The organism is Pseudomonas sp. 29, assembly GCF_002754355.1.
GTDB lineage: Bacteria > Pseudomonadota > Gammaproteobacteria > Pseudomonadales > Pseudomonadaceae > Aquipseudomonas > Aquipseudomonas neuropathica.
The window spans coordinates 6,158,076-6,172,325 of sequence record NZ_PEEY01000001.1; the positions used below are offsets into that span (position 1 = coordinate 6,158,076).

Sequence of the window (14,250 nt, forward strand, 5' to 3'; positions counted from 1 at the left end):
CAACGCGCTGTTGCGCGCGCGGGTGATTCTCCCGTGATGACGGTTTCTCTACGCTTTGGCCCTTGGCGCCGTCGTTCCCAGGGGCGCCCTTCCCCGGCTGTTACAAGGAGCGTTGTCATGACCCGTATCCCATCCGTTCTGCCATTGCCTGCCGCGTTTTTCTCCGTCTCATGAACCGCCACTTGCTGAAGTCCAGAACGTTATGGATCAGCGTGGCCGTCGTCGCGGTGCTCGGCCTGATCGGCGCCGTTTGGCTGATGTGGCGCCCGGCAATTGCGCCGATCAAGCGCCCGACGATGTTCGATACTGCGCAGTTGCAACGCGGCGCGCGGGTGGTCGAGGCCGGCGATTGTGCGGTCTGCCATACCCGCCCCGGCGGTGAATATCTGGCCGGCGGGCTGCCGCTGGTAACGCCGTTCGGCACGCTGTACAGCACCAACATCACCCCGGACGCTGAGACCGGTATCGGCCAATGGTCGCTGCCGGCCTTCGAGCGGGCGATGCGTCAAGGCATTGCTCGCGATGGTCACTTCCTCTATCCGGCGTTCCCCTACGTGCACTACCGGCGCATGAGCGCAGCAGACATCGCCGACGCCTATGCCTACTTGATGAGCGGCCCCGCCGTGCACGCGCCGGCCGAGCACAACCAGATGAATTTCCCGATGAATATTCGTCCGTTGGTGGCGTTCTGGAACCTGCTGTTCCTGCACGGTGAGCCACTGACGCCGCTGGCGGGGCGTAGCGAGGCGTGGAATCGCGGACGTTATCTGGTCGACGGCCCGGGCCATTGCGCCGGCTGCCATTCGCCGCTGAACCTGATCGGCGCGGAGAAGTCCTCGGAATACCTACAGGGCGGCAGCGTTGACGGCTGGTACGCGCCGGCGATAGTCGGCATGGGGCAACGCAGCAACCCGTGGAGTCGCGCGCAACTGGTCGGCTATCTGCGCGCCGAGATCGTTGATGGCCACGGCACACCCGCCGGGCCGATGCGTCCGGTCAGCTTGAGTCTGGCCCGCTTGCCCGCCAGTGAAGCCGAGGCGATTGCCGAGTATTTGCTCAGCCTGGAAAACCCGCACCCACTGACGCAACCGCCGCCAAAGACGCCTGCCAGCGAAGCGGCAGACCACTCGACCGGCGCCCTGCTCTTCAGCAGCGCCTGCGCCGGTTGCCATGGCCCGGCGGCGCCGATGCGCACCATCGATGGTCGCCCGGGCCTGCAAAACACCTCGGCGCTGCAAGCGGCCAGCTCGCGCAACTTCCTCAAAACCGTGCTTGAAGGCTTGCCCGCCACAGCCGGATCGCCCGGTCCGCTGATGCCTGCATTCGCCGCCAGCCTGGACAACGCGCAACTCGGCGCACTGGCCGCGTATCTGCGTGAGCAAGCCCGCCCCGATCAACCGTGGGCCGACCTCTCTTCCACTATTGAAGCGTTACGTCAGGAGACGAAATGAGCCAGATCACTCTCAACGTCAACGGAGCAGCGCAAGCGCTTGAGCTGGAGCCGGACATGCCGCTGCTGTATGCGCTGCGCAATCACTTGAACCTCAACGGCGCCAAATACGGTTGCGGTCTCGGTCAGTGCGGCGCCTGCACGGTGATCGTCGATGATCAACCGGTGTTCGCCTGCCTGACGCCCTGCGCCGGTCTCGAAGGCAAAAAAATCCGCACCGTGGAAAGCCTCGGCAGTGCGGTAAAACCTGGCCCTCTGCAAGCGGCGTTCATCGAGAAACAGGCCGCGCAATGCGGCTACTGCATTGCCGGCATGCTGATGCGCGCGCAGGCGTTGCTTGAGCGTAATCGCCACCCGGATGAGGCGACCATTCGCGAGCACATGGCCGGCAACCTGTGCCGCTGCGGTACGCATTTGCGGATCATCGAGGCGATCAAGCAGGTGGCCGGGCACAACGGGAGCCTGACATGAGTGAGTCGAATGAATTGAACCCGAGCCGACGCGCCTTCCTGCGTGGTGGTGCTCTGCTGATGGCGTTCACCCTGATGCCGGTGGCGCGGCGTGTGTTGGCGGATACGGAAGTCGATACGCTCGGCACCGTGGTCCTCGCGCCCGACCTGCCCGGAAGCCTGCGCACCAACCCGTTTCTCGACGCCTGGATCCGCATCGGCGCCGACGGCATCACCGTCTACACCGGCAAGGTTGAATTGGGCACCGGGGTCAAAACCGCGCTGCTGCAAATCGCCGCCGAGCGTTTGCAGGTGCCGGCGACCGCCATCAACCTGCTCACCGCCGACACCGCGCTGACGCCCAACGAAGGCTACACCGCCGGCAGCCACAGTATTTTCGACAGCGGTACCGCGTTGTATAACGCCGCCGCGCAGGTGCGCGAAATGCTCGTCGATGCCGCCGCGCGCAGTTGGCAGGTTGATGCAGCACTGCTGAGCACCCGCGACGCTGTGATCGTAGGCCCGGCCGGCCAGCAGATGAGTTATGCCGACGCGGTCAAGCATGTCGATGTGCACCAATACGCCAAGGCTCAGTCACCGGCGATGGCCGCCGCTGATTTCAAACTGATCGGCCATTCGTTGCCGCGCCTCGACATTCCGGCGAAGGTCAGCGGTGGTGCAGCCTTCGTCCAGGACATGCGCCTGCCGGGCATGCTGCATGCGCGGGTGATCCGCCCGCCCCGTCCGGGCTGCACGTTGCAAGCATTCGACGCGGCGTCCATCGAAGCGCTGGCTGGCGTGGTCAAGGTGATCCGCGATGGCAACTATCTGGCGGTGGTCGCCGGTGATGAGTGGCAAGCGATCAAAGCCATGCGCCGTGCCAGCGAGGTGACGCAATGGAGCGGCGGCGAGGCGATTCCCGAGGCGACTGAGATTCATGGTCTGCTCAAACGTCTGCCCTCACGGCGCTATCCGATCAGCAACAGCGGCACGCCAAGCGGCGCGGCCGACACGCGTTTTCAGGCGCGGGTCACCAAGCAATATCTGATGCACGGCTCAATCGGCCCGTCTTGCGCAGTCGCCTGGTTCAAGGACGGCACGCTTACCGTCTGGACCCACACGCAAGGTGTTTACCCGCTGCGCGCCGGGATTGCCGAAATGCTTGGTCTGCCGCCTGAACGGGTGCGCTGTATTCATACCGAAGGCTCAGGGTGTTACGGCCACAACGGCGCCGATGATGCCGCCGCCGATGCAGCATTGATTGCCCTGCGCGTGCCCGGGACGCCGGTGCGCGTGCAATGGATGCGCGAGCAGGAAAATCTTTGGGAGCCGTATAGCTCGGCGATGGTCTCCGAAGTCGACGCCGGCCTCAGCCACGGTCGACTGCAGGACTGGGCCTACGAACTCTGGACCACTCCGCACAACGAACGCATCGTCAACGCCGGGCGGCTGTTGCCGGCACGCTTGCTCGCGCGGTCTTTTGCCTCGGCGCCATCCGTGCCAATCGCTCAGCCTGAGGGCGATGGTGATCGCAACGCGGTGCCGTTGTACGCGTTGAACTCGACGCGCATCAACATGACCTTCGTCACCGAGATGCCCTTTCGCACCTCGGCCATGCGTTCGCTCGGTGCGCACATCAACATCTTTGCCATCGAGGCGAGTATCGACGAGCTGGCGATCCGGGCCGGCATCGACGCGGTCGCCTTGCGTCTGGCCCATCTCAGCGACCCACGTGCTCGCGCGGTGGTGGAACGTGTGCGTGACGAGATCGGCTGGCCGCAAAAAAGCAGCGAGCCCGGCGCTGGTATCGGTTTCGCCTTTGCCCGCTACAAAAACATCATGGGTTACTGCGCCATCGCGGTGAAACTTCGAGTGCATCCGCAGACTGGCGAGATCCGCATCGATCACGTGGTGACGGCGGTGGACGTTGGCCAGATCGTCAGCCCCGATGGCCTGCGCAATCAGGTCGAGGGCGGCATCGTGCAGTCCGCGAGCTGGACCCTGTACGAAAAAGTCGCCTACGACGCGGGCGGCATTCGCAGCTACGACTGGAGCGGCTATCCGATTCTGCGTTTCACGCAACTGCCGAAAAAAGTCGATGTGCATTTGCTCGACCAGCCGGGAGAACCCTTCCTTGGCGCCGCTGAAATCGTCCAGGGGCCGATGGCCGCCGCCCTTGGCAACGCCGTCGCCAACGCCACTGGCCGGCGCTGGCTGAACCTACCGCTGACGCGCTCAAACCAATCCGCCTGAGCCACGTCCGTGTTCATCGCTGATGAGCACGGGCGCCATTGCGCCGTGCGCAAAACAGCGTAGCGCCGGTCACCGATTATCACCCTCACGACACCCGGTTAAGTTAGCGGCACTGGTTCGCGGCCCCACTGCCGCGCTTGAATTCCTTTTATTGAAATCTGGAGCTACCCATGACCCGTCGTCTGTTCCAACCCCTCGCACTCGGTCCTTACACCCTCGCCCATCGCGTGGCGATGGCCCCGTTAACGCGCTCACGCGCCGGCCAGCCGGGCGATGTACCGACGCCGATGAACGCCGAGTACTACCGCCAACGGGCCAGTGCCGCACTGATCATCACCGAGGCCACGCAAATTTCCCGGCAGGCTCAGGGTTACGCCTGGACGCCGGGCATCTACAGCTCCGAGCAGGTCCGCGCGTGGCGTGACGTCAGCGCGGCGGTGCATGAGGCCGGCGGGCTGATCTTCATGCAACTGTGGCACGTCGGCCGGGTGTCCCACCCCAGCTTTCAACCCGATGCTGGCCTGCCGGTTGCGCCCAGCGCGCTGCCGGTGCCTGGCAAGACGTTTATCGTCGACGAAAACGGTAACGGCGTCTGGGGTGATGTGCCGGTGCCACGCGCGCTGGAAACCGCGGAAATCGCCGGCATCGTCGAGGACTACCGCGTGGCCGCGCGCAACGCATTGCAAGCGGGCATGGACGGTGTAGAGATTCATGCCGGCAACGGTTACCTGCTCGACCAGTTTCTTAACAGCAACAGCAACCAGCGTGACGATGCCTATGGCGGCAGCGTGGAGAATCGCGCGCGGTTTCTGCTGGAAGTGGTCGCGGCCGTCGCTGAAGAAGTCGGTGCCGAACGGGTCGGCGTACGCCTGACGCCGATGGGGCGCTTCATGGGCATGGGCGATGACACCCCGGAGGCCACCTTCGGCCACCTCGTCGAAGCGCTCAACCAATGGAATCTGGCCTACCTGCACCTGGTCGAGCCAGCGATGGTCGGCACAGTCAAAGATGAAAATTTCGACCCACGCTGGGACGCGATCATTGCCCAGTTGCGCAAGACCTGGAACGGCGTGCTGATCCTGGCCGGCGGCTACGATGCGCAATCTGCCGAACAGGCGCTGATTGCCGACCGTGCCGACATCATCGCGTTTGGCCGTCCGTTCCTGGCCAACCCGGACTTGCCGCGTCGGCTGCACGATGGCCTGACACTCAACGTGCCAGACCCTGGCAGCTTTTTCGGCGGGGATCAGCGTGGCTATATCGATTATCCATTTCATGCCTGAGCAGAAGCAGACCACCCGCCTCTCATGAATGTGTAAATCCCTGGAAGCAGGGGCCGATGGCCCCTGCTCTACCAGGTCATACGATCTCTGCGCTTAATCAAATACATAAAAATCCACGTTAACGCCGAACATATGCGTAGCTGTGCGCTTTCAGGTCTATTGCCCGACATCGCCGAATGCGATAAAACGAGCTAGTTGTACGACAACTAAATAAAAACCAAGTCGTTCGAACGGCTAATAATCCTGAGATCTGCCATGCCTCGCCCTACCGCTGCGCAAATCGTACCGCCGCCCTTCCCCCGCTATCTGGCGGTGATCATTCTGTTGTGCATGGGCTGTGCGTTTGCCGGCAATCATGTGGCGGCGCGAGTCGCATTTGATGACGGTGCGGGTGTGTTGCTGGCGATTTTGATGCGTTCCGGCGGGACCTTGCTGGTGCTCGCCATGCTGGTGCTGTGGCAAAGACAAAGCCCGCGTTTGCCGGCGGGCGCATGGCGCTGGCAACTGCTGCTGGGGTTGCTGATCACTGCGCAGAGTCTGTGTCTGTATTCCGCTGTCGCACGGGTGCCGGTGGCGCTGGCCCTGTTGGTGGCAAACGTATTCCCTATTCTGCTGGCATTGCTCACCTGGGCACTGGGTGGCCCGCGACCGAGCGCACGCACCGCGACGTTGATGGGTTTGATTCTGTTGGGTCTGGTGTTTGTGCTGGATGTCCCCGGGCGTCTCTCGACCACGACAGACGTCAATCCGCAATGGCTGACCGGCGTCGCGCTCGCGTTCTGCGCCGCCAGCGTGTTCGCCTGCGCGCTGTGGATCACCGACCACAAACTGTCTCAGGTACGTGGCTCTGTGCGCAGTCTGCTGACGATTTTCATCGTGTTCAGCAGCGTCAACCTGGCAGGGCTGACGGGCGCCCTTCCCGGCGGATTGAACCTGCCCGCCACCTCGACCGGATGGCTGGCCCTCGCCACTTTGGTAGTGCTGTACGGCACAGGTTTTATCGTCTTGTTCATTTCCGTGCCTCGACTCGACATGCCGCGCAATGCGCCGGTGATGAACATCGAGCCATTGGCAACGCTGCTGATGGGCTGGATTGTGCTGGACCAAATGCTCAGCAACGGACAGATTCTCGGCGGAGTGATTGTGGTCACGGGCATCGTTTTGCTGACTTATCGTAAATCAGTGGTCAAGGCTGAGGTTAAAGCAGCAATTTAGCACTTGGATGATGGCAAAAAGCTGTTTTTTCTCCGGCCACTCAGGACAAACATAGGTGGCAACACCTGCGTCCCAACGTCGCAGCAAACAGCTATTGGCAAATCCTGCACAAGCCTTAGAATCCCGCGTTCTCTTGCAGCCCCTTCGGTGTCTGCCTGCACCACAACACACTTCGGCTTGGCAATCGCATGTGCAGCGGCGCACGTTGCGCTGTTCGTCCTCTAGAGGTTTTTATGTCTCCGCGTTTGCTGGCCATGGCGCTGGCGCCCCTGCTCGGGCTATTCATTGTTGCGCTGGGCAACGGTTTCATGTCGTCGCTGACCACCCTTCGACTGGACGCTGCCGGTGCGTCGACCACGATGATCGGCATCGTTTCCTCGGCCTACTTCATCGGTCTGACCCTGGGCGCCGTATTCAATGACCGCTTGATTCTGCGCATCGGCCATATCCGCGCCTACGGCAGTTTCGCCTCGCTGATCGCCGTGACCATCCTGCTGCAGGGCTTGTTCTATGACACCTGGGGCTGGTTCGCCCTGCGCCTGATCAACGGCTGGGCCACGGTCGGTGTGTTTCTGGTGATCGAAAGCTGGCTGCTGCTGGCGGGCGACGCGAAGATTCGCGGGCGTTTGCTCGCGTTGTACATGATCGTCTTGTACGGCGCCGGTGTGCTTGGTCAGGCAACGTTGGGCAAAATCACCGGGTTGAGCGACAGCGCACCGTTCATGGTCGCCGGCATGCTCGCTTCATTGTCGGTGCTGCCGATCGTGATCCTGCCGCGCGTGTCGCCATTGCTCGATCAGGTCGAGCCGCTCAAACCTCGGCAACTGCTGGGCGTGACGCCGACCGGGCTGGTCGGCTGTTTCGGCTCGGGTGTGACTATTGCGGCGATTTACACCTTGTTGCCGCTGTACTTGCAGCGCAGCGGTCTGAATGTCGGTGAAGTCGGCAGCATGATGGCCTGGACGATCCTCGGCGCGATGCTCCTGCAATACCCGGTCGGGCGTTGGTCCGATCGCAAGGATCGTTTGCAGGTGCTGACGATTCTGACGGTGGCGTGCACGGTGTTGTCGCTGGTGATCGTCCTGGTGCCGTTGTCCTCGACGATGCTCGCGGTGATGTTGTTTCTGCTCGGTGGCGGCGTGTTTGCGCTGTACCCGGTGGCCGTCAGCCACGCGGCCGACCGCGCCCCGGCCGAAGCCTTGGTGCCGATGATTCAGGGCTTGCTGCTGATCAACTCACTGGGCTCGGCGATCAGTCCGATGATGATCTCGCCGGTGATGAACTCGTTCGGTGCCAATGGTTTGTTCTGGGTCTTTGCGTTGGTCAATCTGTGCATGGTCAGTTTCTTCCTGTGGCGCCGTGGCAAACGCCCGGTTCCCGCCAATCCCGCGCCGTTTGCAGCGGCAGCCACATTCTCGCCGACAGGTGCGGAGTTGCGGGTGACCGAAGATCTGCGTCAGGCAGTGCAAGAACATCCGCCAATGGTTGATGCGTTGAGCGGCGAACCTTCGCCGCAGTGTGAGACGCGCTGAGGGTTGCGCCAGTCTGTACCAAGCGCAGGCTGGCTCGCACCTCTATTCAGATTCATGGGTGATGTCCATGAGCGGAATCGGTTCAATCGCCCAAGCGCGAATCTGACGACGTTCAGGGCTGGGTATCGCGCAAGCCTTGCGTCCGGTGAACGTTCGCGCAAGACGCTCTTCATCGATGCGCCAGCTGCGCTGCTCCAGTGCCTGCACGTCTTTGCGAAAGGCGATCTGCAGCGCATCGGATTTCAACGAAACCTCCTGCTGAAAAGAGTCCGGCACACGCTCTGGTCGGACGTTTTTCAGCACGGCATGATCCTGTTCGAAGATACGGATATTGCTCGCAATGAACCTGCGATCCAGCAGTCGGGTGCGCAGGAACGTTCTGCCCATCATCCACCAGGTGCGCGTGCGATTGGCGTCAATCGGCACATGCGCCGAGACGATGTAGATCCGCCAGCCGTTGGGCAACTCAAGCTCAAGCGTTGTGCAAGGACCGGACAAATGAAAACCCGGCACGGTGGCCACACTGACAAACTCGGTGGAGGATTTGCGCCGCAGCAGCCCTTTGCGTGCCGGCCTGCGCATGAGCATTTGGGCGCTGCCACTCCACGCATCGCTGTCGACCTCGAACGATTCAATCTCGGGATGATCCGGATCACCGAAGGTTGAACCATGGACAAACGGTGCGTGCGCGAAGTCCAAACCGTTTTCGATAATCCGGTCCCAACTGGCCTGCCAGTCAAAGTGACCCGCGACCACACGGATGGCGGGATCGTCGATCCAGTCGAGCGTGGGCAACGGTGGACGCTCAGATTCTGGCAGATCACCTAAAAACGCCCAGATCCAACCGTATCGCTCCAGCGTCGGGTACGCATCGACGCGGGCCTTGGCGGGAATCCGCAGGTCGGGCTGCGCCGGTATCTGCGTGCACACACCATCAGCGCCAAACCGCCAGCCGTGATAGGGACACTGCACGCTGTTGCCAACCTTGCTGCCAGCGGACAGCGAGCCGCCGCGATGCACGCAAATATCCGAAAGCACATGAGCGACGCCTGCGTCATCGCGGAACGCCACAAAAGGTTGTCCGAGCAATCGAACCGGCATCAGTCCATCAGTCAACTGTGACGATGGGAGAACGACATACCACAGGTTTGTAAGCATGGGGGGCGTGCGATCCGTCAGTACGGTGAGTTCAAGTCAGAAAAACCCTGGAATGCAAAACTAAACCAGAGCGCTCCACTTGGCCAACGTGATTTGCCAGTGCCCTTGCCCTGCCCTTTGCCTACACTTGCTTGCCAATGATGTTTACCTCTCTGCCGAAGGAGCACGCCCATGTCAAAGCTCTATCCCAGTATCGATCCTGAGGGGCTGGTCGAGTACTCGGTTGTCTACACTGACCGCTCGCTCAACCACATGTCGCAGTCCTTCCAAGGCGTGATGAAGAACATTTCCAAGACCCTAAAACAGGTCTACCACGCCGAGGCGGTTGCAGTGGTTCCGGGCAGCGGCACATTCGGCATGGAAGCGGTGGCGCGGCAGTTCGCCACCGGCCAGCAGTGCCTGGTGATCCGCAATGGCTGGTTCAGTTATCGCTGGAGCCAGATCCTTGAGATGGGCAATATCCCGGCGGCGACCACGGTGCTCAAGGCACGGCCGGTAGAGCCGGGTCGCCAGGCAGCCTACGCCCCGCCGCCGCTGGACGAAGTACTGGCCGCCATCGCGGCGCAGAAACCGCAGGTGGTCTTCGCACCCCACGTTGAAACCTCATCCGGAATCCTCCTGCCCGACGACTACCTGCGAGCGGTCGGCGACGCCGTGCATGCAGTGGGTGGCCTGTTCGTGCTGGACTGCATCGCCTCCGGCACGATTTGGGTGGATATGCACAAATGCTCAGTCGACCTGCTGATCAGCGCTCCGCAGAAAGGCTGGAGCGCCTCCCCGTGCTGCGCTCTGGTGATGTTCAGTGCTTTGGCGCTTGAGCGCATCGAACAGACACAAAGCAGCAGCTTCGCCTGCGACCTGAAAAAGTGGCTGCAGATCATGCAGGCCTACGAACAGGGCGGACATGCCTATCACGCGACGATGCCCAGCGATTCCCTCGCGCGGTTCAATGACGTGATGAAAGAGACGCAAGCGTATGGGTTCGACAAGGTTCGCGATGAACAACAGGCGCTGGGTGATCGAGTGCGTGCGCTGTTGACCGGCAAAGGCATCAAAAGCGTCGCCGCAGAAGGCTTTCAGGCCCCCGGCGTCGTGGTGAGCTACACCGATGATGCCGATATCAAGAACGGCAAGAAATTTGCCCAGCACGGCCTGCAGATCGCTGCCGGCGTGCCGCTGCAATGCGATGAGCCGGCCGACTTCCAGACCTTCCGCCTCGGCCTGTTCGGACTCGAGAAGCTGCAGAATATCGAGCGTACGGTCAGCCTGCTTGAGCAGGCGCTGGATGAGGTCATTTAGATACCCGGCAACCCGTCGTCGGGCCGCCCGGTTCGGCCGTTTAATAGACTTGAGGCACCATGAGTTCCGGTGGCGTAGGACTGCGAGAGTAGTCCTCTTCGCGCACGCGCTGCGGCAGTTCGATCTGCGGTAACTCGACTTCTTCGTAAGGCATTTGGCCGAGTAGATGATTGATGCAGTTAAGTCGGGCTTTTTTCTTGTCGTCGGCTTGCACCACCCACCAGGGTGCTTCGGCAATGTGGGTGCGTTCGAGCATGATTTCCTTGGCCTTGGTATAGGCCTCCCAACGCCGACGTGACTCCAGGTCCATCGGGCTGAGTTTCCACTGCTTGAGGGGGTCATGAATGCGACTAAGGAAGCGCAGGTGTTGTTCTTGGTCGGAAATGGAAAACCAGTATTTGATCAACTGAATGCCGGAACGGGCGAGCATCCGTTCAAACTCTGGCACGGTCCGGAAAAACTCTTCGTACTGATACTCGTTGCAAAATCCCATGACCTTTTCAACGCCGGCGCGGTTGTACCAACTGCGGTCAAATAGCACGATCTCACCTGCTGCCGGCAGGTGCGAGACATATCGCTGGAAGTACCATTGGGTTCGTTCGCGGTCGTTGGGCGCGGGCAAGGCAGCGACTCGGCATACCCGGGGGTTGAGCCGCTGGGTTATGCGCTTGATTACCCCTCCCTTGCCAGCGGCATCGCGCCCTTCGAACAAGATCACTACCTTGTGTCCGGTCTTGACCACCCAGCTTTGCAACTTCACCAGTTCACCCTGCAGGCGAAACAACTCGCTGAAATAAAGCCGTCGGTCGTGCTTCTCGATACCATCCGGAACGTGGTCATCGAACAGTGTGTTCAGGTCATGCCCGTCTTCGGACAACTCCAACTCCAGCTCCTCGTCACTGTGGTCGAGCAGCTCGCGCTGAATGCGGTGTATCAACTGATCTTGAGCTGAGGGCATGGTGAAGACCTCGGGGACGGGATGGTACTGCCATACTGACGGCGATTTATGACTGAGCAGTTACCGGGGTTCTCGGGATTGCTGATTGCTTGAAGCAGACGTTGTATCCCGGCCGGACGTCCCGTGCGTTCAACCTTTCGCGGGTATTTGCTGAACCAGTCGTACGCTCTGCTCTTTCGATATGTGGTCAGTCCGGGCACAATGCGCATCCTTTTTTGGCTGGCCTTGCCGGAGGCCTCGAAATGATCAAGACACCGTACTACCTCATCGACAAACAGAAACTGCTGACCAACATGCAGAAGATCGCCTATGTGCGCGAACAGTCCGGGGCCAAAGCCCTGCTCGCGCTCAAGTGCTTCGCGACCTGGTCGGTGTTCGACTTGATGCAGCAATACATGGACGGCACCACGTCGTCGTCGCTGTACGAACTCAAGCTCGGCCGCCAGAAATTCGAAGGCGAAACCCACGCCTACAGCGTGGCCTGGGCCGACGATGAGATCGAGGAGATGCTCGACAATTGCGACAAGATCATCTTCAACTCCATCAGCCAGCTGCAACGCTTTGCCGAGCGCTCTGAGGGCAAAGTCCGTGGCCTGCGCGTTAACCCGCAAGTCAGCAGCTCCGATTATCTGCTGGCCGACCCGGCGCGTCCGTTCAGCCGTCTAGGCGAATGGGACCCGGTGAAGATCGAAGGCGTTATCAGCCAGATCTCCGGCTTCATGTTCCACAATAACTGTGAGAACGGCGACTTTGGCCTGTTCGACCAAATGCTCTGCACCATCGAAGAACGCTTCGGTGAGCTGCTGCACAAAGTCAGCTGGGTCAGCCTCGGCGGCGGCATTCACTTCACCGGTGAAGGCTATGCGCTGGATGCGTTCTGCGCTCGTCTCAAGGCGTTCTCGCAAAAGTACGGCGTGCAGGTCTATCTGGAGCCTGGCGAAGCGGCGATCACTAACAGCGCTTCGCTGGAAGTCACCGTGCTCGACACCCTCTACAACGGCAAGCACCTGGCCGTCGTGGACAGCTCCATTGAAGCCCACTTGCTCGACCTGTTGATCTATCGCCTGAACGCCAAGCTGGCGCCGAGCGAGGGTGAACACACCTACATGGTGTGCGGCAAATCGTGCCTGGCCGGAGACATCTTCGGCGAGTTCCAGTTTGACCGTCCGCTGGCCATTGGCGATCGACTGTCATTCATCGATACCGCCGGCTACACCATGGTCAAGAAGAACTGGTTCAACGGCCTGAAAATGCCATCCATCGTGGTGAAACAACTCGATGGTACCGTCGAAGTGGTTCGCCAATTCGGTTACGAAGACTACCTGTCCAGCCTTTCTTGAAACGGACAGACAAAGGAGAGAAAAAGCAATTGAAAAAGAACGTTCTTATCATTGGTGCAGGAGGTGTCGCTAAGGTGGTGGCCCACAAGTGCGCGCAGCATAACGATGAACTCGGTCGTATCGCTATCGCGTCGCGCAACATCTCCAAATGCCAGGCCATCATCGACAGCGTCAAGGCCAAGGGTAGCCTCAAACAACCCGCCGATATCAAAGCCTTCTCGCTCAATGCCCTGGATGTCGAGGCGACCAAGGCGCTGATCCGTGAAACCGGATCCCAGATCGTCATCAACGTCGGCTCCGCGTTCCTCAACATGTCGGTGTTGCGTGCCTGCATCGATACCGGCGTCGCTTATCTCGACACCGCCATTCACGAAGAGCCGGGCAAGATCTGCGAAACCCCGCCCTGGTATGGCAACTATGAGTGGAAGCACCTCGCCGAGTGCCAAGAGAAGAACATCACCGCCATTCTCGGCGTGGGCTTCGACCCGGGTGTGGTCAACGCCTATGCAGCTCTGGCACAACAACAGTATTTCGACCGCATTGATTCGATCGACATTCTTGACGTCAATGCCGGTTCCCACGGCAAATATTTCGCCACCAATTTCGATCCGGAAATCAATTTCCGTGAATTCACCGGGCAGGTGTGGAGCTGGCAGAACAGCCAGTGGACCAGCAACACCATGTTCGAAGTCAAACGCACCGACGACCTGCCGGTCGTGGGCTCGCAGAACCTGTACCTGACCGGTCACGATGAAGTGCACTCGCTGTCGAAGAATCTGGGCGTACCCAACGTACGTTTCTGGATGAGTTTCGGCGAGCACTACATCAACGTGTTCACGGTCCTCAGGAACCTCGGCCTGCTGTCCGAACAACCGGTCAAGACCGCCGAAGGCCTGGAAGTCGTGCCGCTGAAAGTGGTCAAGGCCGTGCTGCCTGATCCGAGTTCGCTGGCGCCCGGCTACACCGGCAAGACCTGCATCGGTGACCTGGTCAAGGGCACCAAGGATGGCCAGTCGCGCGAAGTGTTCATCTACAACGTGGCCGACCACGAGGAAGCCTTTGCCGAAACCGACAGCCAGGGCATTTCCTATACCGCCGGCGTACCACCTGTTGCCGCTGCCCTGCTGGTCGCCCGTGGCGAGTGGGATGTGCAGCGCATGGCCAACGTCGAGGAACTGCCGGCTGAGCCGTTCCTCAAGGCGCTGGACGTCATGGGCCTGCCGACCCGCATCAAGGATGAACACGGAGATCGTCCCTGGAACAGCGTAGCCTGAGGCTCGCAATAACCTGCGACGCGTCACTGCCCGCTACAA

The 14,250-nt window shown here is 60.8% G+C and carries 11 protein-coding genes; 9 read left to right on the plus strand and 2 right to left on the minus strand.

Annotated features, from left to right (window positions below; genetic code table 11):
- Positions 1-182: 182 nt before the first annotated feature.
- The 6 genes from CLU80_RS28635 to CLU80_RS28660 all read left to right on the plus strand — a co-directional run bounded on the left by CLU80_RS28635 (position 183) and on the right by CLU80_RS28660 (position 8,182).
- A complete protein-coding gene (locus tag CLU80_RS28635) occupies positions 183-1,451 on the plus strand; it encodes a c-type cytochrome (protein ID WP_353617010.1) in 1,269 nt (422 codons plus the stop codon).
- A complete protein-coding gene (locus CLU80_RS28640; RefSeq protein ID WP_093431633.1) occupies positions 1,448-1,921 on the plus strand; it encodes a (2Fe-2S)-binding protein in 474 nt (157 codons plus the stop codon). The genes CLU80_RS28635 and CLU80_RS28640 overlap by 4 nt, the downstream gene beginning before the upstream one ends.
- A complete protein-coding gene (locus CLU80_RS28645; RefSeq protein WP_099759146.1) occupies positions 1,918-4,152 on the plus strand; it encodes a xanthine dehydrogenase family protein molybdopterin-binding subunit in 2,235 nt (744 codons plus the stop codon). Before CLU80_RS28640 ends, CLU80_RS28645 begins: the two co-directional genes overlap by 4 nt.
- Before the next feature lie 170 nt (positions 4,153-4,322).
- Positions 4,323-5,435: an alkene reductase gene (locus CLU80_RS28650; protein ID WP_099759147.1), complete on the plus strand. Its 1,113-nt coding sequence runs from the start codon at positions 4,323-4,325 to the stop codon at positions 5,433-5,435.
- A gap of 255 nt (positions 5,436-5,690) precedes the next feature.
- Positions 5,691-6,650, plus strand: coding sequence for an EamA family transporter (locus tag CLU80_RS28655; protein ID WP_099759148.1), 960 nt, complete (start codon positions 5,691-5,693; stop codon positions 6,648-6,650).
- Positions 6,651-6,883: 233 nt separating this feature from the next.
- Positions 6,884-8,182, plus strand: a complete 1,299-nt coding sequence (locus CLU80_RS28660; RefSeq protein ID WP_099759149.1) for an MFS transporter — start codon at positions 6,884-6,886, stop codon at positions 8,180-8,182.
- 42 nt (positions 8,183-8,224) lie between these two features.
- Here the strand turns inward: CLU80_RS28660 and CLU80_RS28665 are convergent, their stop codons facing one another.
- Positions 8,225-9,340: an aromatic ring-hydroxylating dioxygenase subunit alpha gene (locus CLU80_RS28665; RefSeq protein ID WP_099759150.1), complete on the minus strand. Its 1,116-nt coding sequence runs from the start codon at positions 9,338-9,340 to the stop codon at positions 8,225-8,227.
- A 171-nt stretch (positions 9,341-9,511) separates the two neighbouring features.
- On the opposite strand from CLU80_RS28665, the gene CLU80_RS28670 reads away from it, so the two are divergent.
- Entirely contained in the window at positions 9,512-10,639 is a 1,128-nt protein-coding gene (locus tag CLU80_RS28670; protein WP_099759151.1) for a pyridoxal-phosphate-dependent aminotransferase family protein, read from the plus strand.
- 40 nt (positions 10,640-10,679) lie between these two features.
- Here CLU80_RS28670 and ppk2 read toward each other — a convergent pair whose 3' ends face one another.
- Entirely contained in the window at positions 10,680-11,597 is a 918-nt protein-coding gene (gene ppk2, locus CLU80_RS28675) for a polyphosphate kinase 2 (protein ID WP_099759152.1), read from the minus strand.
- Positions 11,598-11,839: 242 nt separating this feature from the next.
- Here ppk2 and CLU80_RS28680 point away from each other — a divergent pair, with 242 nt between their 5' ends.
- Positions 11,840-12,937, plus strand: coding sequence for a carboxynorspermidine decarboxylase (locus CLU80_RS28680; RefSeq protein ID WP_099759153.1), 1,098 nt, complete (start codon positions 11,840-11,842; stop codon positions 12,935-12,937).
- Positions 12,938-12,966: 29 nt separating this feature from the next.
- Positions 12,967-14,211 (plus strand): saccharopine dehydrogenase family protein, encoded by a 1,245-nt coding sequence (locus CLU80_RS28685; RefSeq protein WP_099759154.1) that lies wholly within the window; start codon positions 12,967-12,969, stop codon positions 14,209-14,211.
- The last annotated feature ends 39 nt before the right edge of the window (positions 14,212-14,250 follow it).

Bases quoted from the DNA above. Each gene is read 5' to 3' on its own strand.
- CLU80_RS28640 (WP_093431633.1), top strand. From the start codon at position 1,448: ATGAGCCAGATCACTCTCAACGTCAACGGAGCAGCGCAAGCGCTTGAG.
- CLU80_RS28645 (WP_099759146.1), top strand. From the start codon at position 1,918: ATGAGTGAGTCGAATGAATTGAACCCGAGCCGACGCGCCTTCCTGCGT.
- CLU80_RS28650 (WP_099759147.1), top strand. From the start codon at position 4,323: ATGACCCGTCGTCTGTTCCAACCCCTCGCACTCGGTCCTTACACCCTC.
- CLU80_RS28655 (WP_099759148.1), top strand. From the start codon at position 5,691: ATGCCTCGCCCTACCGCTGCGCAAATCGTACCGCCGCCCTTCCCCCGC.
- CLU80_RS28660 (WP_099759149.1), top strand. From the start codon at position 6,884: ATGTCTCCGCGTTTGCTGGCCATGGCGCTGGCGCCCCTGCTCGGGCTA.
- CLU80_RS28665 (WP_099759150.1), bottom strand. From the start codon at position 9,340: ATGCTTACAAACCTGTGGTATGTCGTTCTCCCATCGTCACAGTTGACT.
- CLU80_RS28670 (WP_099759151.1), top strand. From the start codon at position 9,512: ATGTCAAAGCTCTATCCCAGTATCGATCCTGAGGGGCTGGTCGAGTAC.
- ppk2 (WP_099759152.1), bottom strand. From the start codon at position 11,597: ATGCCCTCAGCTCAAGATCAGTTGATACACCGCATTCAGCGCGAGCTG.
- CLU80_RS28680 (WP_099759153.1), top strand. From the start codon at position 11,840: ATGATCAAGACACCGTACTACCTCATCGACAAACAGAAACTGCTGACC.